Origin of the sequence: Streptomyces sp. NPDC045431, from assembly GCF_040646655.1 — a bacterium.
Classification (GTDB): Bacteria; Actinomycetota; Actinomycetes; order Streptomycetales; family Streptomycetaceae; genus Streptomyces.
Genome location: NZ_JBEZAQ010000007.1, coordinates 197435 through 219519 on the forward strand (window position 1 = coordinate 197435; position 22085 = coordinate 219519).

The 22085-nt window shown below is 70.5% G+C and carries 22 protein-coding genes; 19 read left to right on the plus strand and 3 right to left on the minus strand.

Annotation, left to right across the window (positions count from 1 at the left end; genetic code table 11):
* Positions 1-18: 18 nt before the first annotated feature.
* A complete protein-coding gene (locus tag AB0A69_RS17980; protein WP_361422164.1) occupies positions 19-906 on the plus strand; it encodes a tRNA (adenine-N1)-methyltransferase in 888 nt (295 codons plus the stop codon).
* A gap of 182 nt (positions 907-1088) precedes the next feature.
* Positions 1089-1679 (plus strand): hypothetical protein, encoded by a 591-nt coding sequence (locus AB0A69_RS17985; protein WP_361422167.1) that lies wholly within the window; start codon positions 1089-1091, stop codon positions 1677-1679.
* A 22-nt stretch (positions 1680-1701) separates the two neighbouring features.
* Here AB0A69_RS17985 and AB0A69_RS17990 read toward each other — a convergent pair whose 3' ends face one another.
* Positions 1702-2007 carry a ferredoxin gene (locus AB0A69_RS17990; RefSeq protein ID WP_361422170.1) on the minus strand — a complete coding sequence of 102 codons (306 nt, stop codon included), beginning with the start codon at positions 2005-2007 and terminating at the stop codon, positions 1702-1704.
* 238 nt (positions 2008-2245) lie between these two features.
* Between AB0A69_RS17990 and arc the strand changes: the two genes are divergently transcribed.
* The 6 genes from arc (at position 2246) to prcA (ending at position 8377) form a co-directional block, all read left to right on the plus strand.
* Positions 2246-4012 carry a proteasome ATPase gene (gene arc, locus AB0A69_RS17995; protein ID WP_361422172.1) on the plus strand — a complete coding sequence of 589 codons (1767 nt, stop codon included), beginning with the start codon at positions 2246-2248 and terminating at the stop codon, positions 4010-4012.
* 271 nt (positions 4013-4283) lie between these two features.
* Entirely contained in the window at positions 4284-5795 is a 1512-nt protein-coding gene (gene dop / locus AB0A69_RS18000) for a depupylase/deamidase Dop (RefSeq protein WP_361422175.1), read from the plus strand.
* Between the two features lie 167 nt (positions 5796-5962).
* A complete protein-coding gene (locus tag AB0A69_RS18005) occupies positions 5963-6181 on the plus strand; it encodes a ubiquitin-like protein Pup (protein WP_062646942.1) in 219 nt (72 codons plus the stop codon).
* The gene (locus AB0A69_RS18010; protein ID WP_361422178.1) at positions 6178-6792 is read left to right on the plus strand and encodes an endonuclease VII domain-containing protein; all 615 of its coding nucleotides are present in this window, start codon (positions 6178-6180) and stop codon (positions 6790-6792) included. Before AB0A69_RS18005 ends, AB0A69_RS18010 begins: the two co-directional genes overlap by 4 nt.
* Positions 6744-7589 carry a proteasome subunit beta gene (gene prcB, locus AB0A69_RS18015; protein ID WP_361422181.1) on the plus strand — a complete coding sequence of 282 codons (846 nt, stop codon included), beginning with the start codon at positions 6744-6746 and terminating at the stop codon, positions 7587-7589. Before AB0A69_RS18010 ends, prcB begins: the two co-directional genes overlap by 49 nt.
* A 35-nt stretch (positions 7590-7624) precedes the next feature.
* Positions 7625-8377, plus strand: a complete 753-nt coding sequence (prcA, locus tag AB0A69_RS18020; RefSeq protein ID WP_361422184.1) for a proteasome subunit alpha — start codon at positions 7625-7627, stop codon at positions 8375-8377.
* 127 nt (positions 8378-8504) lie between these two features.
* On the opposite strand, the gene AB0A69_RS18025 is transcribed toward prcA, so the two are convergent.
* Positions 8505-9554 carry a LacI family DNA-binding transcriptional regulator gene (locus AB0A69_RS18025; protein WP_361422187.1) on the minus strand — a complete coding sequence of 350 codons (1050 nt, stop codon included), beginning with the start codon at positions 9552-9554 and terminating at the stop codon, positions 8505-8507.
* Between the two features lie 114 nt (positions 9555-9668).
* On the opposite strand from AB0A69_RS18025, the gene AB0A69_RS18030 reads away from it, so the two are divergent.
* The 11 genes from AB0A69_RS18030 to AB0A69_RS18080 all read left to right on the plus strand — a co-directional run bounded on the left by AB0A69_RS18030 (position 9669) and on the right by AB0A69_RS18080 (position 21071).
* Complete coding sequence (locus AB0A69_RS18030; RefSeq protein WP_361422190.1) at positions 9669-10949, plus strand: MFS transporter; 1281 nt, start codon at positions 9669-9671, stop codon at positions 10947-10949.
* 9 nt (positions 10950-10958) lie between these two features.
* Positions 10959-12320 (plus strand): Pup--protein ligase, encoded by a 1362-nt coding sequence (pafA, locus tag AB0A69_RS18035; protein ID WP_355362339.1) that lies wholly within the window; start codon positions 10959-10961, stop codon positions 12318-12320.
* A gap of 121 nt (positions 12321-12441) precedes the next feature.
* Positions 12442-13392: an FKBP-type peptidyl-prolyl cis-trans isomerase gene (locus AB0A69_RS18040; RefSeq protein WP_361422193.1), complete on the plus strand. Its 951-nt coding sequence runs from the start codon at positions 12442-12444 to the stop codon at positions 13390-13392.
* Positions 13393-13447: 55 nt separating this feature from the next.
* The gene (locus tag AB0A69_RS18045; RefSeq protein ID WP_361422196.1) at positions 13448-13822 is read left to right on the plus strand and encodes an FKBP-type peptidyl-prolyl cis-trans isomerase; all 375 of its coding nucleotides are present in this window, start codon (positions 13448-13450) and stop codon (positions 13820-13822) included.
* Between the two features lie 161 nt (positions 13823-13983).
* Positions 13984-14940: a WYL domain-containing protein gene (locus AB0A69_RS18050; protein ID WP_361422199.1), complete on the plus strand. Its 957-nt coding sequence runs from the start codon at positions 13984-13986 to the stop codon at positions 14938-14940.
* 17 nt (positions 14941-14957) lie between these two features.
* On the plus strand, positions 14958-15923 hold the full coding sequence (locus AB0A69_RS18055) for a WYL domain-containing protein (protein WP_361422202.1): 966 nt from the start codon (positions 14958-14960) through the stop codon (positions 15921-15923).
* Positions 15924-16171: 248 nt separating this feature from the next.
* Positions 16172-16414: a hypothetical protein gene (locus AB0A69_RS18060; RefSeq protein WP_361422478.1), complete on the plus strand. Its 243-nt coding sequence runs from the start codon at positions 16172-16174 to the stop codon at positions 16412-16414.
* Positions 16415-16433: 19 nt separating this feature from the next.
* Positions 16434-16631 carry a hypothetical protein gene (locus AB0A69_RS18065; protein WP_361422205.1) on the plus strand — a complete coding sequence of 66 codons (198 nt, stop codon included), beginning with the start codon at positions 16434-16436 and terminating at the stop codon, positions 16629-16631.
* Between the two features lie 220 nt (positions 16632-16851).
* Positions 16852-17130, plus strand: a complete 279-nt coding sequence (tatA, locus tag AB0A69_RS18070; protein ID WP_361422208.1) for a Sec-independent protein translocase subunit TatA — start codon at positions 16852-16854, stop codon at positions 17128-17130.
* A 52-nt stretch (positions 17131-17182) separates the two neighbouring features.
* A complete protein-coding gene (gene tatC, locus AB0A69_RS18075; protein WP_361422211.1) occupies positions 17183-18136 on the plus strand; it encodes a twin-arginine translocase subunit TatC in 954 nt (317 codons plus the stop codon).
* 106 nt (positions 18137-18242) lie between these two features.
* Complete coding sequence (locus AB0A69_RS18080; RefSeq protein WP_361422214.1) at positions 18243-21071, plus strand: DEAD/DEAH box helicase; 2829 nt, start codon at positions 18243-18245, stop codon at positions 21069-21071.
* A 56-nt stretch (positions 21072-21127) separates the two neighbouring features.
* Here the strand turns inward: AB0A69_RS18080 and AB0A69_RS18085 are convergent, their stop codons facing one another.
* Complete coding sequence (locus AB0A69_RS18085) at positions 21128-22060, minus strand: ADP-ribosylglycohydrolase family protein (protein WP_361422217.1); 933 nt, start codon at positions 22058-22060, stop codon at positions 21128-21130.
* Positions 22061-22085 lie beyond the last annotated feature (25 nt).

Here is a 22085-nt window from a genome sequence, read left to right on the forward strand (position 1 = left end):
ACCCCATACACTGGTCACATGTCCGAACCGACCGGTGCCGCCCGCCGTCGCGGGCCCTTCAAGGTCGGGGACCAGGTCCAGCTCACCGACCCCAAGGGACGCCACTACACGTTCACGCTCGAGGCCGGGAAGAACTTCCACACCCACAAGGGTTCCTTCCCGCACGACGAGCTGATCGGTGCTCCCGAGGGCAGTGTTGTCCGAACCACGGGAAACGTCGCCTACCTCGCGCTGCGCCCCCTGCTCCCCGACTACGTCCTGTCCATGCCCCGCGGCGCCGCCGTGGTCTACCCCAAGGACGCGGGGCAGATCCTGGCCTTCGCCGACATCTTCCCCGGCGCGCGCGTCGTCGAGGCGGGGGTGGGTTCCGGCTCGCTCAGCAGCTTCCTGCTGCGCGCGATCGGGGACAGCGGCATGCTGCACTCCTACGAGCGCCGCGAGGACTTCGCCGAGATCGCGAAGGCCAACGTGGAGCGCTACTTCGGTGGCCCGCACCCCGCCTGGCAGCTCACCGTCGGCGACCTCCAGGACAACCTGTCGGACTCCGACGTCGACCGCGTCATCCTGGACATGCTCGCCCCCTGGGAGTGCCTGGAGGCCGTCTCCAAGGCGCTCGTCCCCGGTGGCATCCTCTGCTGCTACGTGGCGACCACGACCCAGCTCGCGCGGACCGTCGAGTCCATCCGCGAGATCGGCTGCTACGCCGAGCCGCAGCCCTGGGAGTCGATGATCCGCAACTGGCACGTCGAGGGCCTGGCCGTCCGCCCCGACCACCGGATGATCGGCCACACCGGCTTCCTGGTCACCGCCCGCCGCCTCGCGGACGGCGTCGAGCCGCCGATGCGCCGCCGCCGCCCCGCCAAGGGCGCGTACGGCGACGACTACGAAGGCCCCAACAAGGGCTGACGCCCTGAGGTTGACGCCTCGACAACGCACGGGCGCCGCCCTCCAGTTCCCGCCACCGGCGCGGGAACTGGAGGGCGGCGCCTTCACGTTCACCCGGGCTTGACCCCCCCTGTTCCGCCTCCCTGTGACATATGGCACGATGCAGGCCACCCCCACCGCACAGCCCACAGGAGGCACTCCGCGTGCAGCCCTCCGCCGCCCTGGACCTCGCGCACACCCACGCCCGCCCGGTGCACTGGCTCGCCACCGCCGCGGCGATGGCCGCGGTGGTCGCGGCCGCCGGACTGCTGCAACCCGGCGCCGCCACCGCCTCGCAGACCGGCGGCGCCGTCACCACCGCCGCGGCCCCGGCCGCCCCGGCGCCGGTCACCGCCCCGGACGCGAGGGCGGCGACGTACCCGCTGGAGTGCGGCGGAGCGCCCACCGCGGTGGCGAAGAGCGCATCGGGGGACCTCGACGGGGACGGACGTCCCGAGACGGTCGCGGCCGTCCGCTGCGACGCCGGTTCCGGTACGCCGCCGAGCGGCCTCTACGTCCTCACGGCGGGGCGCGACGGCACCGGTGCGCGCGTGGTGGCCACCCTGGTGGAGCCCGCCGAGCGGCTCTCGGCGAGCGAGCTCGCCGTCCGTGACGGTGCCGTCACCGCGACGCTCATGGGGTACTCGTCGGCGGACGTGCCGCGCTGCTGCCCGGACCAGGTGGAGACGGTCAAGTGGCGGTGGGCGGGTGGAAAGTTCGTCCGCTCCGAACCCGCCGAACCGAGCGATATGTAGGGGTATGTCCGTGTCGACGCTGTCACTCAGCGTCGGGACCGTAGACCTCCACCTTGTCCGAAACGCGTCGGACATGGATGCAGTCGCCCGGACATTCCTTGGCGGAGTCCACCACGTCCCGCAGGAGCGGCAGCGGTACGGGCGTCGTGGCGCCCTTGTCCTGCAACAGCTCGTCGTCAGCGCTCTTGACGTACGCCAGGCCGTCGATGTCCAGTTCAAAGACCTCGGGGGCGTACTGCGCGCAGATCCCGTCGCCGGTGCAGAGGTCCTGGTCGATCCAGACCTCAAGGGCCTCGTCGGCGCCCGTGGTCGGAGCCTCGTGCTGCACGCAATTCCCCTAGCTTCGTTCGTCTAAGTCCGGCCACCCCCGACGGGTGTTGGCCCCTCCGACCATACAACCGCCCGCTTTCAGATGTTGATGGGTGGGTATCCCCCTGGCAGTGAGGGAGAGCGCAAGGGTGAAGATCGGACACACCTCGAGAGTCTTTGTGATCTAGGGGTTTCAATCACCACCCACCCAGGTAGGGTCAGGAAGCGTCCAGCTCCCCTTGGAGGAGGTGAGGACCGTGGCAGCCCACGACGACGACATCAACCGCGGCATCCGGCCGGGGCGGGGGTCTGAGGACCCAGCCGGCCAGGTCGCCTATCTCGAGCAGGAAATCGCCGTCCTGCGACGTAAGCTCGCCGACTCTCCGCGTCACACGAGGATTCTCGAAGAGCGGATCGTCGAGCTGCAGACCAATCTGGCCGGCGTGTCCGCTCAGAACGAGCGGCTCGCCAACACGCTCCGTGAGGCCCGCGATCAGATCGTGGCCCTCAAGGAGGAGGTCGACCGGCTCGCGCAGCCGCCGGCGGGCTTCGGTGTCTTCCTGCAAGCGAACGAGGACGGCACCTGCGACATCTTCACCGGGGGCCGCAAGCTCCGGGTGAACGTCAGCCCCAGCGTCGAGCTCGAGGAGCTCCGGCGCGGCCAGGAAGTAATGCTCAACGAAGCGCTCAACGTGGTCGAGGCCATGGAGTTCGAGCGCGCCGGGGACATCGTCACCCTCAAGGAGATCCTGGAGGACGGCGAGCGGGCCCTGGTGCTCGGGCACACCGACGAGGAGCGGGTGGTGAGGCTCGCCGAGCCGCTGCTGGACACCACCATCCGCCCCGGCGACGCCCTGCTGCTGGAACCCAGGTCCGGCTATGTGTACGAGGTCATCCCGAAGAGCGAGGTCGAGGAGCTCGTCCTCGAAGAGGTTCCGGACGTCGACTACACGAAGATCGGCGGTCTGGGCAACCAGATCGAGCTGATCCGCGACGCGGTCGAGCTCCCGTACCTCTACCCCGACCTCTTCCAGGAGCACGAACTGCGGCCACCGAAGGGCATCCTGCTCTACGGCCCGCCCGGCTGCGGCAAGACGCTGATCGCGAAGGCCGTCGCCAACTCCCTTGCCAAGAAGGTCGCCGAGGTGACCGGCCAGCCCGCGGGGAAGAGCTACTTCCTCAACATCAAGGGCCCCGAGCTCCTCAACAAGTACGTCGGCGAGACCGAGCGGCACATCCGCCTCGTCTTCCAGCGTGCCCGTGAGAAGGCGAGCGAGGGCACCCCCGTCATCGTCTTCTTCGACGAGATGGAGTCCCTCTTCCGCACCCGCGGATCCGGTGTCAGCTCGGACGTGGAGAACACCATCGTCCCCCAGCTGCTCGCCGAGATCGACGGTGTGGAGGGCCTGGAGAACGTCATCGTCATCGGCGCCTCCAACCGCGAGGACATGATCGACCCCGCCATCCTGCGGCCCGGCCGGCTCGATGTGAAGATCAAGATCGAGCGCCCGGACGCGGAGGCGGCCAAGGACATCTTCGCCAAGTACCTGACACCTTCGCTGCCGCTGCACGCCGACGACCTGGCCGAGCACAACGGCAACAAGGAAGCCGCCGTCGACGCCATGATCCAGTCGGTCGTGGAGCAGATGTACGCGGAGTCCGAGGAGAACCGGTTCCTCGAGGTCACGTACGCGAACGGCGACAAGGAAGTCCTGTACTTCAAGGACTTCAACTCCGGAGCGATGATCCAGAACATCGTCGACCGGGCGAAGAAGATGGCCATCAAGGCATTCCTCGACCACAACCAGAAGGGTTTGCGGGTCTCCCACCTCCTCCAGGCGTGCGTGGACGAGTTCAAGGAGAACGAGGACCTGCCGAACACCACGAACCCGGACGACTGGGCTCGTATTTCCGGAAAGAAGGGCGAGCGGATCGTCTTCATCCGCACCCTCGTCACCGGAAAGCAGGGCGCGGACACCGGTCGCTCCATCGACACGGTGGCGAATACCGGCCAGTACCTGTAATCGCAAACCGGCTGCGGGTGTCCGTACCGGGCATCCGCAGCCGGTTGCTTTCCGTGATGAACAAATGAACGAATGAACGGCCACGTGGGCATCATTCCGACCACACCGCAGCAATGACGCAATGGATCTCCCCACCAGCGCGGAGGCGTTCTAGGCTCTTCCATACCGCCGGGTCGCGCAGTGCGGGGACGGGCACCGCATACGCATCGGGGTACCAGCGGTACTTGAGCGCCGTTTCCGAACGGGGACGCCGCCGGGCAAGGAGGGCCGCATGACTGTACGGCGAGTAATGGGCATCGAGACGGAGTACGGGATCTCCGTCCCTGGGCACCCGAACGCCAATGCCATGCTCACCTCGTCCCAGATCGTCAACGCCTACGCGGCGGCGATGCACCGGGCGCGCCGCGCCCGCTGGGACTTCGAGGAGGAGAACCCGCTGCGGGACGCCCGCGGCTTCGACCTCGCCCGCGAGGCCGCCGACTCCAGCCAGCTCACCGACGAGGACATCGGCCTGGCCAACGTGATCCTCACCAACGGCGCCCGGCTCTACGTGGACCACGCCCACCCGGAGTACAGCGCCCCGGAGGTCACCAATCCGCGCGACGCCGTCCTGTGGGACAAGGCGGGCGAGCGGATCATGGCCGAGGCCGCCGAGCGGGCGGCCCAGCTGCCCGGCGCCCAGCCGATCCACCTCTACAAGAACAACACCGACAACAAGGGCGCGTCCTACGGCACGCACGAGAACTACCTGATGAAGCGGGAGACCCCCTTCTCGGACATCGTGCGCCACCTGACGCCGTTCTTCGTCTCCCGGCAGGTCGTCACCGGCGCCGGCCGGGTCGGCATCGGCCAGGACGGCCACGAGCACGGCTTCCAGATCAGCCAGCGCGCGGACTACTTCGAGGTCGAGGTCGGCCTGGAGACCACGCTCAAGCGGCCCATCATCAACACCCGCGACGAGCCGCACGCCGACGCCGAGAAGTACCGCCGGCTCCATGTGATCATCGGTGACGCGAACCTGTCGGAGATCTCGACGTACCTCAAGCTGGGCACGACCTCCCTGGTCCTGTCCATGATCGAGGAGGGCTTCATCACGGTCGACCTCGCCGTCGACCAGCCGGTGCGCACCCTCCACCAGGTCTCGCACGACCCCTCCCTGAAGCGCCTGATCACGCTCCGTAACGGACGGACGCTGACCGCCGTGCAGCTGCAGATGGAGTACTTCGAGCTGGCCCGCAAGTACGTGGAGGAACGGTTCGGGGCCGACGCCGACGAGCAGACCAAGGACGTCCTGTCCCGGTGGGAGGACACCCTCAACCGGCTCGAGAACGACCCGATGAGCCTCTCCGGTGAGCTCGACTGGATCGCGAAGCGCGAGCTCATGGAGGGCTACCGGCGCCGGGACGACCTCGACTGGGACGCCGCCCGGCTCCACCTGGTGGACCTCCAGTACGCCGACGTACGGCCCGACAAGGGTCTGTACAACCGTCTGGTGGCCCGCGGGAAGATGAAGCGCCTCCTGGGCGAGGAAGCGGTCCAGCGGGCCCAGAGCAAGCCGCCGGAGGACACCAGGGCCTACTTCCGCGGCCGGTGCCTGGAGCAGTACGCGGACGACGTCGCGGCGGCCTCGTGGGACTCGGTCATCTTCGACCTGCCCGGCCGCGACTCCCTGCAGCGGGTGCCCACCCTGGAGCCGTTGCGCGGTACACGCAACCACGTGAAGGCGCTGCTGGACCGCTGCCGCACGGCCGAGGAGCTGGTCCGCGTCCTGTCCGGCGGCTGAGACCACGGGACCAGTCGTTCGAAAAGAGCTTCGGCCGGCGATCTTCCGGGAATCATGGTGATGGGCCCCGGACGTTGAGGAAAGTGCAGGGCCGATGTCAGACCGTCCTTGTAGGGTCTGATCTTGAGAGACCGAACCAAGCGGGCAAACCGAGCGGGGTGAGGGATATGGCGACCAAGGACACCGGCGGCGGGCAGCAGAAGGCGACGCGCTCCACGGAGGAGGTCGAGGAGCAGGCCCCGGAGGCGCAGGCTTCCGAGGACCTCAAGGAGCGCCAGGAGAAGCTGTCGGACGACGTCGACTCCGTGCTGGACGAGATCGACGACGTGCTCGAGGAGAACGCAGAGGACTTCGTTCGAAGCTTTGTTCAAAAAGGCGGGCAGTGAGCGAGAGTTCTGCCTCTGCGAGCGGTAAGCAGTGCACCGGCTGCAGGCGTACGCTGCCCGCCGCTGCTTTCGCGGCGGACAGGAATCGGCGTGACGGCCTCCAGGTGCGTTGCCGGGAGTGCGTGGCGGAGTACGGCGCCGCGCACTACCGGCGCCGCCGCGAGGCGATCGGAAAACCGGTGCGTGAAAAGGTGGACGTCTCGCCCGGGCGCAAGCTCTGCCGAACCTGCGGCGAGATCAAGCCGCACAGCGAATGGCATCGCAACGCGTCGGCTTCGGACGGCCTGGCCATGCGATGCAAGGCGTGCAAAGCCATCCAAGGCCGACAAGGGCACCTGAAGCGCCAGTACGGCATCACCGGCGCCGAGCGCGAGGAGATGGTGTCCTCGCAGATGGGTATCTGCTCCATCTGTCTAAGGCGTCCGGCCGTCCATGTGGATCACTGTCACGAGACGGGTAAGGTCCGTGGCGTACTGTGCTTCAACTGCAATTCGGCCATCGGCAAGTTGGGAGATGATCCCGACACCGTTCGTCGGGCTGCCGCCTACCTGGAGGGGACTTCGTGGAAGCCAACACTCGTAGCACCGGGCGTCTACCAGCTGCCTTCCTGACGCCTGGCTCCTCGTCCTTCATGGACTTCCTGGCCGACCACTCGCCGGAGCTGCTCCCGGGCAACCGGACGCTGCCGCCCCTGCAGGGCGCCATCGAGGCCCCGCACGGGACCACCATCGTCGCCGCCACGTTCCCCGGCGGCGTCGTCCTCGCCGGTGACCGGCGGGCCACCATGGGCAACATGATCGCCCAGCGCGACATCGAGAAGGTCTTCCCGGCCGACGAGTACTCGGCCGTGGGCATCGCCGGCACCGCGGGTCTCGCCGTGGAGATGGTCAAACTCTTCCAGCTGGAGCTGGAGCACTTCGAGAAGGTGGAGGGCACCCAGCTGTCCCTGGAGGGCAAGGCCAACCGCCTCTCGACGATGATCCGCAGCAATCTGGGCATGGCCATGCAGGGCCTGGCCGTCGTCCCGCTCTTCGCCGGCTGGGACGTCGAGCGCGAGAAGGGCCGGATCTTCTCGTACGACGTGACGGGCGGCCGCTCCGAGGAGCACGGCTTCGCGGCCACCGGCTCCGGCTCGATCTTCGCGCGGGGCTCCATGAAGAAGCTCTACCGCGAGGACCTCACCGAGCAGCAGGCGGTCACCCTCGTCGTGCAGGCGCTGTACGACGCGGCGGACGACGACTCGGCGACCGGCGGTCCCGACGTGGCGCGCCGGATCTTCCCGGTCCTCACCGTCATCACGGACGAGGGCTTCCGGCGGCTCACCGAGGCCGAGGCCTCCGAGATCTCCCGCGCCGTGCTGGAGCGCCGCCTCGAACAGCCCGACGGACCGCGCGCCGCGCTGCTCTGATGAACCCGCCACTGACAGAAAGGGACGGATAGCCGGTGTCGACGCCGTTCTATGTCTCACCCCAGCAGGCCATGGCCGACCGGGCGGAGTACGCCCGGAAGGGCATCGCCCGCGGCCGCAGCCTGGTTGTGCTGCAGTACGCCGACGGCATCGTCTTCGTCGGTGAGAACCCGTCCCGTGCCCTGCACAAGTTCAGCGAGATCTACGACAGGATCGCCTTCGCCGCCGCCGGCAAGTACAACGAGTACGAGAACCTGCGGATCGGCGGTGTGCGCTACGCCGACCTGCGCGGCTACACCTACGACCGGGACGACGTGACGGCCCGTGGGCTCGCCAACGTCTACGCCCAGACGCTCGGCACGATCTTCTCCAGTGCCGGCGAGAAGCCGTACGAGGTGGAGCTGGTCGTCGCCGAGGTGGGCACGTCGCCCGAGGGTGACCAGATCTACCGGCTGCCGCACGACGGGTCGATCGTCGACGAGCACGGCTCGGTCGCGGTCGGCGGCAACGCCGAGCAGATCAGCAGCTTCCTCGACCAGCGGCACCGCGACGGGATGTCGCTCGCCGAGGCGCTGAAGCTCGCGGTGCAGGCGCTGTCCCGGGACACCAACGGCAGCGAGCGGGAGATCCCCGCGGAGCGGCTGGAGGTGGCGGTCCTGGACCGCACGCGCCCGCAGCAGCGCAAGTTCAAGCGGATCGTCGGCCGCCAGCTGGTCCGCCTGCTGGAGGCGGACGGCGCGGCCTCGACCCCGACGGACGCCCCCTCGGACGAGGCGGAGGAGGAGTAGCCCCGGGTTCAGGGACTCCATCCGCTGCTGATGCCCCGGTCCGCCGCCAGGCGGGACGGGGCATCGCCGTGCCGGGGCCCGGCACGGCGGGCGCGGGTTATGCCGGTGTGGGCACGCCGGCCGCGGGCTACGCCGGTGCCGGGCCCGAGGAGCCGCGGGGGACCAGGGCCACCGGGAGGTCGCCGTGCTCCGGGGGCCGGCCCGTCAGCACGGCCAGCAGTGCCGCCATGCCGCGCTCGCCGATGCGCTCGGCCGGCAGCCGCACCGTCGTGAGCTCGGGCTCCACCGCGGTCGCCAGCGCCAGGTCGTCGAAGCCGGTGACCGACACGTCCTCGGGCACCCGCAGCCCCAGGCGCCGTACCGCCTTGCAGGCGCCCGCCGCCAGGATGTCGTCGTCGCACACGACGGCCGTCGGACGCGGGCCGGGCCCGCCCAGCGCACGCTCGGCCGCCTCCCGGCCGCCCGCCACGCTCAGCGGCGCCGCGACGGTACGGACCTCGACGCCGGGCACCTCGCGCAGGTAGGCGTCCAGGGCCCGGGCGCGTACGTCGAAGGTCCAGGACGGCACCGCCGACGACAGGTGCAGGAAGCGGCGGTGGCCCAGGCCCAGAAGGTGGGCCAGCACCTGCCGCATGCCGTCGGCGACGTCGAGGTTCACATGGGCGGCCGCGCCCGGATCGGCCGGGTCGCTGTCGAGCATCACCAGCGGCAGGTCCGTGCCCCGGATCGCCCGCAGCGCGTCGGCGGCCATCGACGAGGCGATGACCCCGTCCAGCGCGGCGCGCGCCGAGGCGAACGGGTCCCGTGCCGGGCCGACGCCCTCGGGCGAGGGGTACAGGACCACGCCGAAGTCGTGTGCGGCGGCGACCGTGGCCGCGCCCGTGTAGACGCGGGCGAAGAACTCGTTCGTGAGCGCCGGGACCACCAGCAGCGCCGTGCGCGTACGGCCGAGGCGCAGGCTGCGCGCCGCGAGGTTGGGCCGGTAGCCCAGCTCGTCCGCCGCGTCCCGCACCACGGCGGCGGTCCGCTCCGAGACCCGCCCGCGCCACTTGTCGCCGAGTACCAGGGACACGGTGGCCTGCGACACCCCGGCCGCGCGGGCCACGTCCCGGCTGGTGGGCGGGGCTGCGGCCCTGGGTGCCGGGTCCGGGTCCGGGTGGTGCACGCGCGCCTCCACGTCTCGACGATCAGTGGCCGCGGGGGTGGACCCGCGGAATGCCGTCATGGTACGTATGACGCAGGACGTTATACGTAAAACCTCGGCATGATCGCCGGGGGAGAGGGGCAGTACATGGCAGCCACGGCCGGCGGATACGCCGACATACTCCGGGCACCCCACGCCCTCCGGCTGCTCGTCGGCACCCTCGTCGGGCGGCTGCCCAACGGCACCGGACCCATCGCGATCATGGTCTTCACCCGGGCCGAGGGCGGCAGCTACAGCCTGGCCGGCGCCCTCGCCGGCGTGTACGGCCTCGCCAACGCCATCGGCCAGCCCGTCCTCGGCCGCGCCGTCGACCTGTACGGCCAGCCCCGCGTGCAGCTGCCCGCCGCCGTCGTCTCCGCGCTCGGCATGGCGCTGCTCGTCCTCACCGGAACGGAGCCGCTGCCGCTGACGTACGCGGCCGTCGCCGTCGCCGGGCTGTTCACCCCGCCGCTGGAAGGCGGCCTGCGCGCCCTGTGGCCGAGCGTGCTGGGCCGCGAGGACCGGGTCCACCGGGCGTACGCCATGGACGCGGTCGCCCAGGAAGTCATGTTCACCGTCGGCCCGTTGCTGGTCACGCTGCTCGTCGCGGTCTGGTCGCCGTCCGCCGCGCTGCTGGTCATCAACGCGCTCGGCGTCCTCGGCGCCCTCTCCGTCGTCGTCTCCGAGCCGTCGCGCACCTGGCGCTCCGCGCCCCGCGACGCGCACTGGCTGGGCGCCCTGCGCTCGCCCGGGCTGCTCGCCCTGCTCGGCTCCTTCTTCTTCGTCGGCCTCGCCCTCGGCTCCATCACGGTCGCGGCGTACGCGTACGCCGAGGACCACGGCAGCGAGTCCGTGTACGGCTGGCTGATGGCCGCGCTCGGGCTCGGCGCTCTCATCGGCGGCGGCCTGTACGGTGCCCGCCAGTGGGCCGGCGCCCCCGAGCGGCGGCTGCGCGTGCTCGTCGCCCTGCTGGCCCTCGGCTATCTGCCGCTGGTGCTCACCCCCGGGGTCGTCCCCATGACGGCCCTGGCGGCCGTCTCCGGTGTCTTCCTGGCGCCCGCCATCGCCTGCGCCTTCATCGTCGTCGACCGGCACGCGCCGCGCGGCACGGTCACCGAGGCGTTCTCCTGGCTGGTCACCACCTTCGGCGTGGGCGCCGCGGCGGGAACGGCCGTGGCCGGTCCGGCAGTAGAGCTGGCCGGTACCGCCGCGAGTTTCGCCGTCGCGGGCGCCGCCGGATTCGCCGCCCTGCTGGTCCTGCTGGCCACCCGGCGGGCGCTGGCAGTTCCGCTGCGTACGGCTCAACCCGACGACGATGTCGTGGCGACATCGGAAAATGATCGAAACGGTGCAGTCGAACCCGGTTTCAGCACGGGCCATCAGGCGTAATGTTCCCTCATGGACCGCCGCATTTTCGGGCTGGAGAACGAGTACGGCGTCACGTGCACGTTCAGGGGACAGCGCCGACTGTCTCCTGACGAAGTGGCGCGCTACCTCTTCCGCCGTGTCGTGTCATGGGGCCGCAGCAGCAACGTCTTCCTGCGGAACGGCGCCCGCCTCTACCTCGACGTGGGATCGCATCCGGAATACGCAACGCCCGAATGCGACAACGTGACCGAACTGGTCACGCACGACAAGGCCGGCGAGCGCATTCTGGAAGGCCTGCTCGTCGACGCAGAACGCCGTCTGCACGAGGAGGGAATCGCGGGCGACGTCTATCTCTTCAAGAACAACACCGACTCGGCGGGAAACTCCTACGGCTGCCACGAGAACTATCTCGTCGCCCGTCACGGAGAGTTCTCCCGGCTCGCGGACATCCTCATTCCGTTCCTGGTGACCAGGCAGCTGCTCTGCGGCGCCGGCAAGGTGCTGCAGACCCCGCGCGGCGCCGTGTACTGCGTCAGCCAGCGGGCCGAGCACATCTGGGAGGGCGTCAGCTCCGCCACGACCCGCTCCCGGCCCATCATCAACACCCGCGACGAACCGCACGCGGACGCCGAGCGCTACCGCCGCCTCCACGTCATCGTCGGCGACTCGAACATGTCCGAGACGACCATGCTGCTCAAGGTCGGCGCCACCGACCTCGTCCTGCGCATGATCGAGGCGGGCACGGTCATGCGCGACCTCACCCTGGAGAACCCGATCCGGGCCATCCGCGAGGTCAGCCACGACATCACCGGACAGCGCAAGGTGCGCCTCGCCAGCGGGCGGGAGGCCTCCGCCCTGGAGGTCCAGCGCGAGTACTACGACAAGGCCGTCGACTTCGTCGACCGGCGCGGCATCCGCACCGGTACGGTCGCCCAGGTCCTGGAGCTGTGGGGCCGCACGCTCGACGCCATCGAGCAGGAGGACCTGGACCGGATCGACACCGAGATCGACTGGGTCATGAAGTACAAGCTGCTCGAGCGCTACCGGGCCAAGCACAACATGACCATGTCGCACCCGCGGGTCGCCCAGATAGACCTCGCGTACCACGACATCCACCGTCGGCGCGGGCTCTACTACCTGCTGGAGAAGAACGGACAGGCCGCCCGGATCTGCAACGACGTGAAGATCTTCGAGGGCAAGTCCGTGCCCCCGCAGACCACCCGCGCCCGCCTGCGCGGCGACTTCATCCGCCGCGCCCAGGAGCAGCGCCGGGACTTCACGGTCGACTGGGTGCACCTGAAGCTCAATGACCAGGCGCAGCGCACGGTGCTGTGCAAGGACCCCTTCCGGTCGGTCGACGACCGGGTGGAGAAGCTGATCGCCGGGATGTGACCGCCGGAATGTGATCCGGATCTCCTGGGAGGTGAAAGGGCCCCGCACGTTTCTCGTGCGGGGCCGTTTCGCACCCTAGAGTGGCGGACGACCACTGTGCCGTCTGAGATCTGAGGAACACGTGCGCCGACTTGCCGGCCTACTCGTCGTCCCCCTGCTGCTGCTGTCCACGGCGGCGTGCGGCGACGACAAGGGCTCCACCGCCTCCGACACCGCCTCTACCGCCTCGATGAAGAACGGTCTCCCGGCGATCACCGCGGGAGCGAAGTTCGGGGAGAAGCCCACCCTTGCCAAGGGCGAGGGCGCCCCGCCCAAGGAGCTCAAGGTCGAGGTCCTCAGCGAGGGCAAGGGCCAGAAGCTCAAGAAGGGCGACCAGGCCCAGGTGCACTACCTCGGGCAGACCTGGGACTCCGACAAGCCCTTCGACAACAGCTTCGACCGCGGTGAGCCCTTCTCCGTGTCCATCGGCGGCGGCGGCGTCATCGAGGGCTGGCAGAAGGCCCTGGACGGCCAGAAGGTCGGCAGCCGCCTGGAGGTGTCGATCCCGCCGGAGCTCGGTTACGGCGCGCAGGGCCAGGGAGACATCAAGCCGAACGCCACCCTCGTCTTCGTCATGGACATCGTGAAGGCCAAGACCTTCATGTCCTCCGCCAAGGGCACCGAGGTCGCGCAGGACAACATCGACCTGCCCAAGGTCGGCACCAACACCGACGGCAAGGCCCCGTCGGTCGACGTGCCGAAGAAGGCCGCGCCGAAGAAGCTGGTCTCGAACTACGTCATCGAGGGCACCGGCCCGGCCGTGAAGCCGAGCGACACGGTCGCCGTGCAGTACAAGGGTGTCCTGTGGGACGGCGGCAAGGAGTTCGACAGCAGCTTCTCGAAGGGCGGCCCCGTCACCTTCCCGCTGGCCAACGTGATCCCGGGCTGGTCCGAGGGCCTGGCGGGCAAGAAGGTCGGCAGCCGCGTGCTCCTCGTCGTACCGCCGGACAAGGCGTACGGCGACCAGGGCCAGGGGCCGATCCCGCCCAAGGCGACGCTGGTGTTCGCGGTGGACATCCTCGGAGTCGCGTAGCGGACGTCTGTAAGACTGGCCCTTTGCACATCGCACACCAAGGAGCATGTTTCCCGTGAGCAACGACAAGCCCGAGGTCGACTTCCCGGGCGGCGAGCCGCCGGCCGACCTTGAGATCAAGGACGTCTGGGAGGGCGACGGCGAGGTCGCCCAGGCCGGCCAGTTCGTCAAGGTCCACTACGTGGGTGTCGCCTTCTCCACCGGCGAGGAGTTCGACGCCTCCTGGAACCGCGGCACCCCGCTGGAGTTCAAGCTCGGTGTCGGCCAGGTCATCGAGGGCTGGGACAAGGGCGTGCAGGGCATGAAGGTCGGCGGCCGCCGCCAGCTGATCATCCCCCCGCACCTCGCGTACGGCGACCGTGGCGCCGGTTCCGCCATCGCCCCGGGCGAGACCCTGATCTTCGTCTGCGACCTGGTGGCCGTCCGCTAGGGCTGACGCCCGCGGCCGTTTCCCGGTCGTACCGGTCGTACCGGTCGTTCGAGGCCCATGCCGTTCCACGGCATGGGCCTCGGCTTTTGCCACGACACCCCGGGGCGGTACCGTCATCCGGCGAGAGTGTCTCCACGAGCAGAGGTGGGTGCAGGGCGTCGATGGCGATTGCCAAGGCCGAGCGGCTGATGAATCTGGCGCTGTGCCTGCTCGGGACCCGCCGTCCGCTGAGCAAGCGCGAGCTGCGCGGCTCCATCGAGGCGTACCTGGAAGCCGGCTCCGACGAGTCCTTCAACCGCATGTTCGAGCGCGACAAGGACGACCTGCGCGAACTGGGCCTGGTCATCGAGACCGTGGAGAACCTCGACGGCGAGACCGGCTATCTTGCCCGCCGCGACTCCAACCGCCTGCCGCCCGTCCAGCTCGACGCCGAGGAGGCCGCCGCGCTCGGCCTCGCCGCCAAGGTGTGGCAGCAGGCCCGCCTCGCCGGTGCCGCCAGCGGCGCCCTGCAGAAGCTGCGTGCCGCGGGCATGCCCGAGGCCGAGGACACCTTCGACGACCGGCACAGCGCGCTCGAACCGCGCATCCCGGTCCACGAGGCCGCCTTCGAACCGCTCATGCTGGCCTGCCGCGACCGCCGCCCGGTCGTCTTCCAGTACCGCAAGGCCAACGCCGCCCGCCCGGAGACCCGCCAGGTCGAGCCGTGGTCGCTGGAGTGCTGGCGCGGCCACTGGTACCTGGCCGGCTGGGACCGCGAGCGCGGCGCCGGGCGCGTCTTCCGCCTCTCCCGGATCACCGGCACGGTCCGCTCCCGGGCCGGCGCCTTCACCGCGCCCGTACCGGACGTCTCGACCGTCCGCGAGACCGTCGAGCGGTGGGCGGGGGAGAGCGCGGCCCGCTCCGCGCGGATCCGGCTGCGCACGGACTGCGGCTACCCGCTGCGCGCCCGCGCCCTGTCCGTGACGGAGCTGGGTGACGGCTGGGACGAGCTGGAGATTCCGTACGGGCACGGCCTGGACGCCTGGCTCGTCGAGTTCGGGCCGGACGTCGTCGTACTGGAACCGGCCGATCTGCGGGCCGACGTGGTGGACCGGCTGCGCGCCGTGGCCAAGGGCTGAGGGGGACGTACGAAACGATGGCCACGAACGCGATCGACCAGACCCGGCGGATGCTGTCCCTGGTGACGTACCTGCGTGAGCGCCCCGGCGCGCACGTCGGCGACGTCGCCCGGGCCTTCGGGATCACCGAGGACGAGCTGATCTCCGACCTCGACGTGCTGCCCATGTGCGGGACCAGCTTCCGCGGCGGCGACCTGCTGGACATCGACACCGACGGCGAGCGGATCTGGTGGCACAACCCGGCCGCCCTCGCCGCCGAGGCCGCCGAGCCGCTGCGGCTCGCCGCCGACGAGGCCACCGCGCTGCTGGTCGCCGCGCGGGCCGTCGCCACCCTGCCGGGGCTGCGCGAGGGCGACCGCGAGGCGCTGCTGCGCGCCACCGCGAAGCTGGAGGCCGCGGCCGGTGAGGCGGCGGGCGCGAGCTCCCGCCTCTCGGTGACCTTCGAGTCCGAGGGCGGCGTCTTCGCCGAGGTCGACCGCGCCATCTCGGAGCGGCGCCGGCTGTGGGTGCGGTACTACTCTCCCGCGCGCGACGAGCTCACCGAGCGCGAGGTCGACCCGATCCGGCTCTTCGCGGTCGGCCATACGTACATGGAGGCGTGGTGCCGGCTCTCCGAGGCGCGGCGCACCTTCCGGCTCGACCGGGTGGCCGAGATCCGGATCCTCGACGAGCCGTCGGCGCCGCCGGAGATAGAGCTGCGCGACCTGTCCGAGGGGCTCGTCCAGCCGTCGGCCGACGACCCCGAGGTCGTGATCGAGGTGGGCCCCGGCGGCCGCTGGGTCGCCGAGTACTACCCGCACGACAGCGCCGAGGAGCTGCCCGACGGCGGCCTGCGCGTCACCGTGCGCACCCCTGACCCGGCGTCGCTGCGGCGGCTCGCGCTGCGGCTGGGGCGCGACGGGCGGATCGTCTCGCCGCCGGAGCTCGCCGAGAGCGCGCGGCGGGCGGCCGCCGAGGCGCTGGCCGCGTACGACGGCGTCTGACGCGGCGGCCGACGGGTCCGATGGCGTCCTACGGGTCCGACGGGCCCGACGGCTCCAGACGGCGACGGTCGTCGGGGGCGACCGCGAAGAACCGGCCATGTGGGAGCCGACGAGTGGATGAAAAGTCGAGGGAATTGAGCGATATGTCCGCGACGCCCGGAACCGGGACCAGCGTCGGAAGCGGAAGCGGAAGCGCCGCCGGTGCCGGCACCCGTGCCGGGGCCGGAGCCGCCACCGGAACCGGAACCCTGTCCCTGTCCCCGCCGCTCGCGCCGGTCCTCTTCAGGGCCGCCTGCTCCGAGTGCCACGCACGCTGCGAGCTCTCCGCCGGCTGCCTCCGGCTCGCCATCGGCGCCAGTCGGCGTACCACCTTCTACTCCTTCACCTGCCCCGCGTGCGGCTCCGCCGTCCGCAAACCGGCCGGCGCGCGCATCGTCGAGCTCCTCACCGGGGGCGGCGTGCGGACGCTGCGGCTCCACTCCACCGTCTGACGAGGTCTAGGCTCTGCGCATGTTCTGGCCCATGCTCGCCATCGCCCTCGGTTTCCTCGGTATCGCCGTCCTCGGCGTCCTGGGCATCCGGGTGTTCATCGAGGCCCAGCGCCTCGGACGTCAAGTGACGCACACCACGCAGCGGATCAATCGCGCGGCCGAGGACCTGGAACGCGCGGCCACCGATCTGGCCCGTGCGGGGGAGACGCTGCGGTGACGCGATAGCGCACGCGACCTCCTCGCGTCCACTCCCGGCAGGTACGCTGCTGGTTGCGGCGGTTTCGCTGAAATCCGCCGCAAACGGGAGTACGCACAGGGATTGCCGGGCGTTTACCCGCGCGCGTTACGATCCTGACGGCCGTTGGCTCGGACATCAGTCCGGTTCACCGGTCGGGAGCCCGCCCCAAGCCGCCTCGGTGAGAAGGTAGACAACAGTTATGTTCCGACAGATCGGCCCTCTTGAGATCACTCTCATCGTCCTGGCCATCGTCCTCCTCTTCGGCGCCAAGAAGCTCCCGGAGATGGCCCGTTCGCTCGGCAAGTCCGCCCGCATCCTGAAGAGCGAGGCCAAGGCCATGAAGGCGGACGGGCAGCAGCCCGCCCCGGCCGACCCGCCGGCCGAGCAGCCCCCGGCCCAGCGCACCATCAAGGCGGCGCCCGGTGACGTGACCAGCGCCCGCCCGGTCACCGAGCCGTCCGACACCACCCAGCGCTGACCCAAGGCCGACCGCCGAGCGGACGGCCTGCCGCACGAGATGAGGACGTGGGTTGCTCAAGCCTGCCCGCAGTAAGAAGGAGAAGGACCCCGAGGGGCGGATGCCGCTCGCGGACCACCTGCGCGAGCTCCGCAACCGGCTCGCGAAGGCCATGCTGGCGATCACCATCACGTCCATCGCCGCGGCGTTCTACAGCCAGGAGTTGATGGACTTCCTCTCGTCACCGGTCGAGCGGTGCCCGAAGGGAGTCATGGAGACCGGTGGCAAGTGCGCCACCATCGTCTACAACGACCTGCTGTCCCCGTTCACGACCACGGTCAAGGTCGTCCTGATGGCGGGCATCGTCCTGTCGTGCCCCGTCTGGCTCTACCAACTGTGGGCCTTCGTCGCGCCCGGCCTCCACAAGAGCGAGAAGAAGTACACGTACTACTTCGCCGCCGCCGCCGTCCCGCTCTTCGCCGCCGGCGTCTACGTCGCGTACCTGATCATGCCGGTGAGCATGAGCGTGCTGCTCAGCATCACGCCGGACCCCGCGGCCAACCTGCTCGAAGTCGACAAGATCCTGGACTTCACGGTCCGGATGGTCCTCATCTTCGGCTTCTCCTTCGAGCTGCCGGTGCTGCTGATCATGCTCAACGCCGCCGGGATCGTCACCGGACGGCGCATGGCCGGCTGGTGGCGCGGTGTGATCATGGGCATCTTCGTCTTCGGCGCCATCGCCACCCCGTCCACGGACCCGCTCGGCATGATCGCCCTCTCCGGGCCCATCATCCTGCTGTACTTCCTGGCCGTCGGCATCGCCCTCCTCAACGACAAGCGGCGACGGCGGAACGACCCGGACGCCGAGCTGGACGACGACGAGGCCGCTCCCGTCGACCTCACCCCCGCCCCGATCGGCGAGGTGGAGGCAGTGCCGTCCGCGCGCGCCGCGCTGCCCGAGCAGGCCACCGGAGACGCCGCCGGCTCCCGTCCGCAGCGGCTGAACGGCTACGACGACATCACCTGAGGTCCGGTCACGCCGCGCCCCCGTACCGCTGCGGACCGTGGCGTTGTGCAAGGCGGATTAAAGATCGAGCTGACTGTCAGTGGTGGCGGGTACGCTCGATAACAAGATGACCCAAGAAGACCTCACACCCGCGGAGGCGTACGCGGCGGCCCGGCGCCGCGCCGCCGAGCAGGCGACCGCGCTCGCTCCCTTCCGCGACCTGTACGACTTCGAGCTGGACCCGTTCCAGATCGAGGCCTGCCGTGCCCTGGAGGCAGGCAAGGGCGTACTCGTCGCGGCCCCCACCGGCTCCGGCAAGACCATCGTCGGTGAGTTCGCCGTGCACCTCGCCCTGGAGCAGGGGCGCAAGTGTTTCTACACCACGCCCATCAAGGCGCTGTCCAACCAGAAGTACGCCGACCTGGTCAAACGCTACGGGCCGGAGAAGGTCGGCCTGCTGACCGGTGACAACAGCGTCAACTCCGAGGCACCGGTGGTCGTCATGACCACCGAGGTCCTGCGGAACATGCTGTACGCGGGCTCCCAGTCGCTGCGCGGCCTCGGCTACGTGGTCATGGACGAGGTGCACTACCTCTCCGACCGGTTCCGCGGCGCCGTGTGGGAGGAAGTGATCATCCACCTCCCCGAGTCGGTGACGCTGGTGTCGCTCTCGGCGACCGTGTCCAACGCCGAGGAGTTCGGCGACTGGCTGGACACCGTCCGCGGCGACACCGAGGTGATCGTCTCCGAGAGCCGTCCCGTCCCCCTGTGGCAGCACGTGCTGGCCGGGCGCCGGATGTACGACCTCTTCGAGGAGGAGACCGACCACGGCGGCCGCGGCTCCGCCCGGCGCGAGGTCAACCCCGATCTGCTGCGCCTGGCCCGCATGGAGAACTCCCGCCCGTTCAACGGCCGTGACCGGCGGCGCGGCAGGATGAGCGAGGCCGACCGGGAGCGCGAGCGGCGCCAGCGCTCGCGGATCTGGACACCCGGACGCCCCGAGGTGATCGAGCGGCTCGACGCCGAAGGGCTGCTGCCCGCCATCACCTTCATCTTCAGCCGCGCCGGCTGCGAGGCCGCCGTACAGCAGTGCCTGTACGCAGGGCTGCGGCTCAACGACGAGGAGTCGCGCCGGCGGGTGCGGGAGCTCGTCGAGGAGCGCACCGCGTCCATCCCGACGGAGGACCTGCACGTCCTCGGGTACTACGAATGGCTCGAAGGCCTGGAGCGGGGCATCGCCGCACACCACGCCGGCATGCTGCCGACCTTCAAGGAGGTCGTCGAGGAGCTCTTCGTACGGGGCCTGGTCAAGGCGGTGTTCGCCACCGAGACCCTCGCCCTGGGCATCAACATGCCCGCGCGGTCCGTGGTGCTGGAGAAGCTCGTCAAGTGGAACGGCGAACAGCACGCCGACATCACCCCGGGCGAATACACCCAGCTGACCGGACGCGCCGGGCGGCGCGGCATCGACATCGAGGGCCACGCCGTCGTGCTCTGGCAGCGCGGCATGGACCCGGAGTACCTCGCGGGCCTCGCCGGCACGCGCACCTACCCCCTGCGCTCCAGCTTCAAGCCGTCGTACAACATGGCGGTGAACCTGGTCGACCAGTTCGGGCGGCACCGCTCGCGCGAGCTGCTGGAGACGTCGTTCGCGCAGTTCCAGGCGGACAAGTCGGTGGTCGGCATCTCCCGGCAGGTCCAGCGCAACGAGGAGGGGCTCGAGGGCTACCGCGAGGGCATGACCTGCCACCTCGGCGACTTCGAGGAGTACGCGCGGCTGCGCCGCGAGCTCAAGGAGCGCGAGACCGAACTGGCCAAGCAGGGCGCGGCGCAGCGGCGTGCGGCGGCCGCCTCCTCGCTGGAGAAGCTCAAGCCCGGTGACGTCATCCACGTGCCGACCGGCAAGTTCGCCGGCCTGGCGCTGGTCCTGGACCCCGGCCTGCCGGCCGGCCGGTCCAACGGGCACCGCGGCTTCGAGCACGCCGACGGGCCGCGCCCGCTGGTGCTCACCGCCGAACGGCAGGTCAAGCGGCTCGCCGCCATCGACTTCCCGGTGCCGGTGGAGCCCCTGGAGCGGATGCGCATCCCGCGCACCTTCAACCCCCGCTCCCCGCAGTCGCGGCGCGACCTCGCGTCCGCGCTGCGCTCCAAGGCCGGGCACATCGTCCCGGACCGGCACCGCAAGCAGCGCTCCGCGGCGGCCGACGACCGCGAGATCGCCCGGCTGCGCAAGGCGCTGCGCGCGCACCCCTGCCACGGGTGCGACGAGCGCGAGGACCACGCCCGTTGGGCCGAGCGGTACCACCGCCTCCAGCGGGACACGCGCCAGCTGGAGCGGCGCATCGAGGGGCGGACGAACACCATCGCCCGCACCTTCGACCGGATCGTCGCGCTGCTGACCGAGATGGACTACCTGCGCGCCGACGAGGTGACCGAGAACGGCAAGCGGCTCGCCCGGCTCTACGGCGAACTGGACCTGCTGGCCAGTGAATGCCTGCGCGAGGGCGTGTGGGAGGGCCTCAACCCCGCGGAACTGGCCGCCTGCGTCTCGGCGTTGGTGTACGAGGCCCGGCAGTCGGACGACGCCGTCGCACCGAAGCTGCCGACGGGCCGCACGAAGGCCGCGCTCGGTGAGATGGTCCGCATCTGGGGCCACCTGGACGCCCTGGAGGAGGAGTTCAGGATCAACCAGACCGAGGGCGTCGGCCAGCGCGAGCCGGACCTCGGTTTCGCCTGGGCGGCCCACCAGTGGGCCTCCGGCAGCGGCCTGGACGAGGTGCTGCGCGAGACGGAGATGCCGGCCGGCGACTTCGTCCGGTGGTGCAAGCAGGTGATCGACGTCCTCGGCCAGATCGCGGCCGCGGCGCCGAGGGAGGACAGCACGGTCGCCAAGAGCGCGCGCAAGGCGGTCGACGGGCTGCTGCGGGGTGTGGTGGCGTACAGCTCGGTGGGCTGACGGCGTTTCACCCCGTGGAGAGGTGAGGGCCCGGTCGGATCGCTCCGGCCGGGCCCTCAGTGTGGGTGCGCGCCGAGACGCTCGGCGAGCGCGACGAGTTCGGGGGCGCGCAGGACCCGGTCGCCGTATCCCGGGAGAGGGACGTGCAGCGGTGACGTCCAGCGCGCGGGGATGGCGGCCGCGCCGTACACGGCGCCGGCCAGTGCGCCCGTCACCGCCGCGACCGTGTCGGTGTCGCCACCCAGGTCGATCGCCGCCGCCAGGGCCTCCTCGAAGGAGCCGGTCGTCCGCAGGGCCCAGAGCGCGGAGCCCAGGCACGGCCAGACCGCGCCGTTGAACTCGGTGGCGTCAGCCGGATGCCAGCCGGGCGCCAGGACGGCGGTCCACCGCGCCCGATGGCCCGGGTGCACGGCGGCGAGGGCGTCCGGAACCGCCGCCACAGGGTCGGCGCCCTCCAGTGCCACGCGGATCAGCTCGTGCAGCAGGGCCGTACCCTCCCACGCGGCCCGGTCACCGTGCGTGAGCGCCGCGATCCGCCGGGCGGCCGCCATGGTGCCGGTACGTCCGGCGCCCGCGAAGTACACGGCGGACGTGGCGGCCCGCATGAGGGAACCGTTGCCCGCCGCGCGGCCGTTGAGCTGGAAATGCAGCGCGGCCGCCAGGTCCCACGGCTCGCCGTTGGTCAGGACGTCCTCCGTCTGGAGCCCGATGTCCTTGGGTTGGCCCGCCGCCCAGCGCCGGAACCGGTCGAAGACGTCCGGCAGGTCGAGGCCGCTCCGCTCCAGCAGAGACTCGCCCACCAGCACCGCCATCTGCGTGTCGTCGGTGGCCTCGCCCGGGTCCCAGCCCCCGCCTCCGCACATCTCGCCGACGCCGTCCGGGAACCGGGCGCGGTACACGCCGGGCAGGCCGAACTCGAAGGGTGCGCCGAGGGCGTCGCCGACGGCGGAGCCCAGGACGGTGCCGGTGACGCGCTCGTACTGGTGCATGCGTTCAGGCTAGGGGGTGTCTTAT

What these genes read in the sequence shown, in the direction of transcription:
- AB0A69_RS17980 (WP_361422164.1), top strand. Translation starts at nt 19, where the DNA reads ATGTCCGAACCGACCGGTGCCGCCCGCCGTCGCGGGCCCTTCAAGGTC.
- dop (WP_361422175.1), top strand. Translation starts at nt 4,284, where the DNA reads ATGACTGTACGGCGAGTAATGGGCATCGAGACGGAGTACGGGATCTCC.
- AB0A69_RS18005 (WP_062646942.1), top strand. Translation starts at nt 5,963, where the DNA reads ATGGCGACCAAGGACACCGGCGGCGGGCAGCAGAAGGCGACGCGCTCC.
- AB0A69_RS18030 (WP_361422190.1), top strand. Translation starts at nt 9,669, where the DNA reads ATGGCAGCCACGGCCGGCGGATACGCCGACATACTCCGGGCACCCCAC.
- pafA (WP_355362339.1), top strand. Translation starts at nt 10,959, where the DNA reads ATGGACCGCCGCATTTTCGGGCTGGAGAACGAGTACGGCGTCACGTGC.
- AB0A69_RS18050 (WP_361422199.1), top strand. Translation starts at nt 13,984, where the DNA reads ATGGCGATTGCCAAGGCCGAGCGGCTGATGAATCTGGCGCTGTGCCTG.
- AB0A69_RS18055 (WP_361422202.1), top strand. Translation starts at nt 14,958, where the DNA reads ATGGCCACGAACGCGATCGACCAGACCCGGCGGATGCTGTCCCTGGTG.
- AB0A69_RS18065 (WP_361422205.1), top strand. Translation starts at nt 16,434, where the DNA reads ATGTTCTGGCCCATGCTCGCCATCGCCCTCGGTTTCCTCGGTATCGCC.
- tatA (WP_361422208.1), top strand. Translation starts at nt 16,852, where the DNA reads ATGTTCCGACAGATCGGCCCTCTTGAGATCACTCTCATCGTCCTGGCC.
- AB0A69_RS18080 (WP_361422214.1), top strand. Translation starts at nt 18,243, where the DNA reads ATGACCCAAGAAGACCTCACACCCGCGGAGGCGTACGCGGCGGCCCGG.
- AB0A69_RS18085 (WP_361422217.1), bottom strand. Translation starts at nt 22,060, where the DNA reads ATGCACCAGTACGAGCGCGTCACCGGCACCGTCCTGGGCTCCGCCGTC.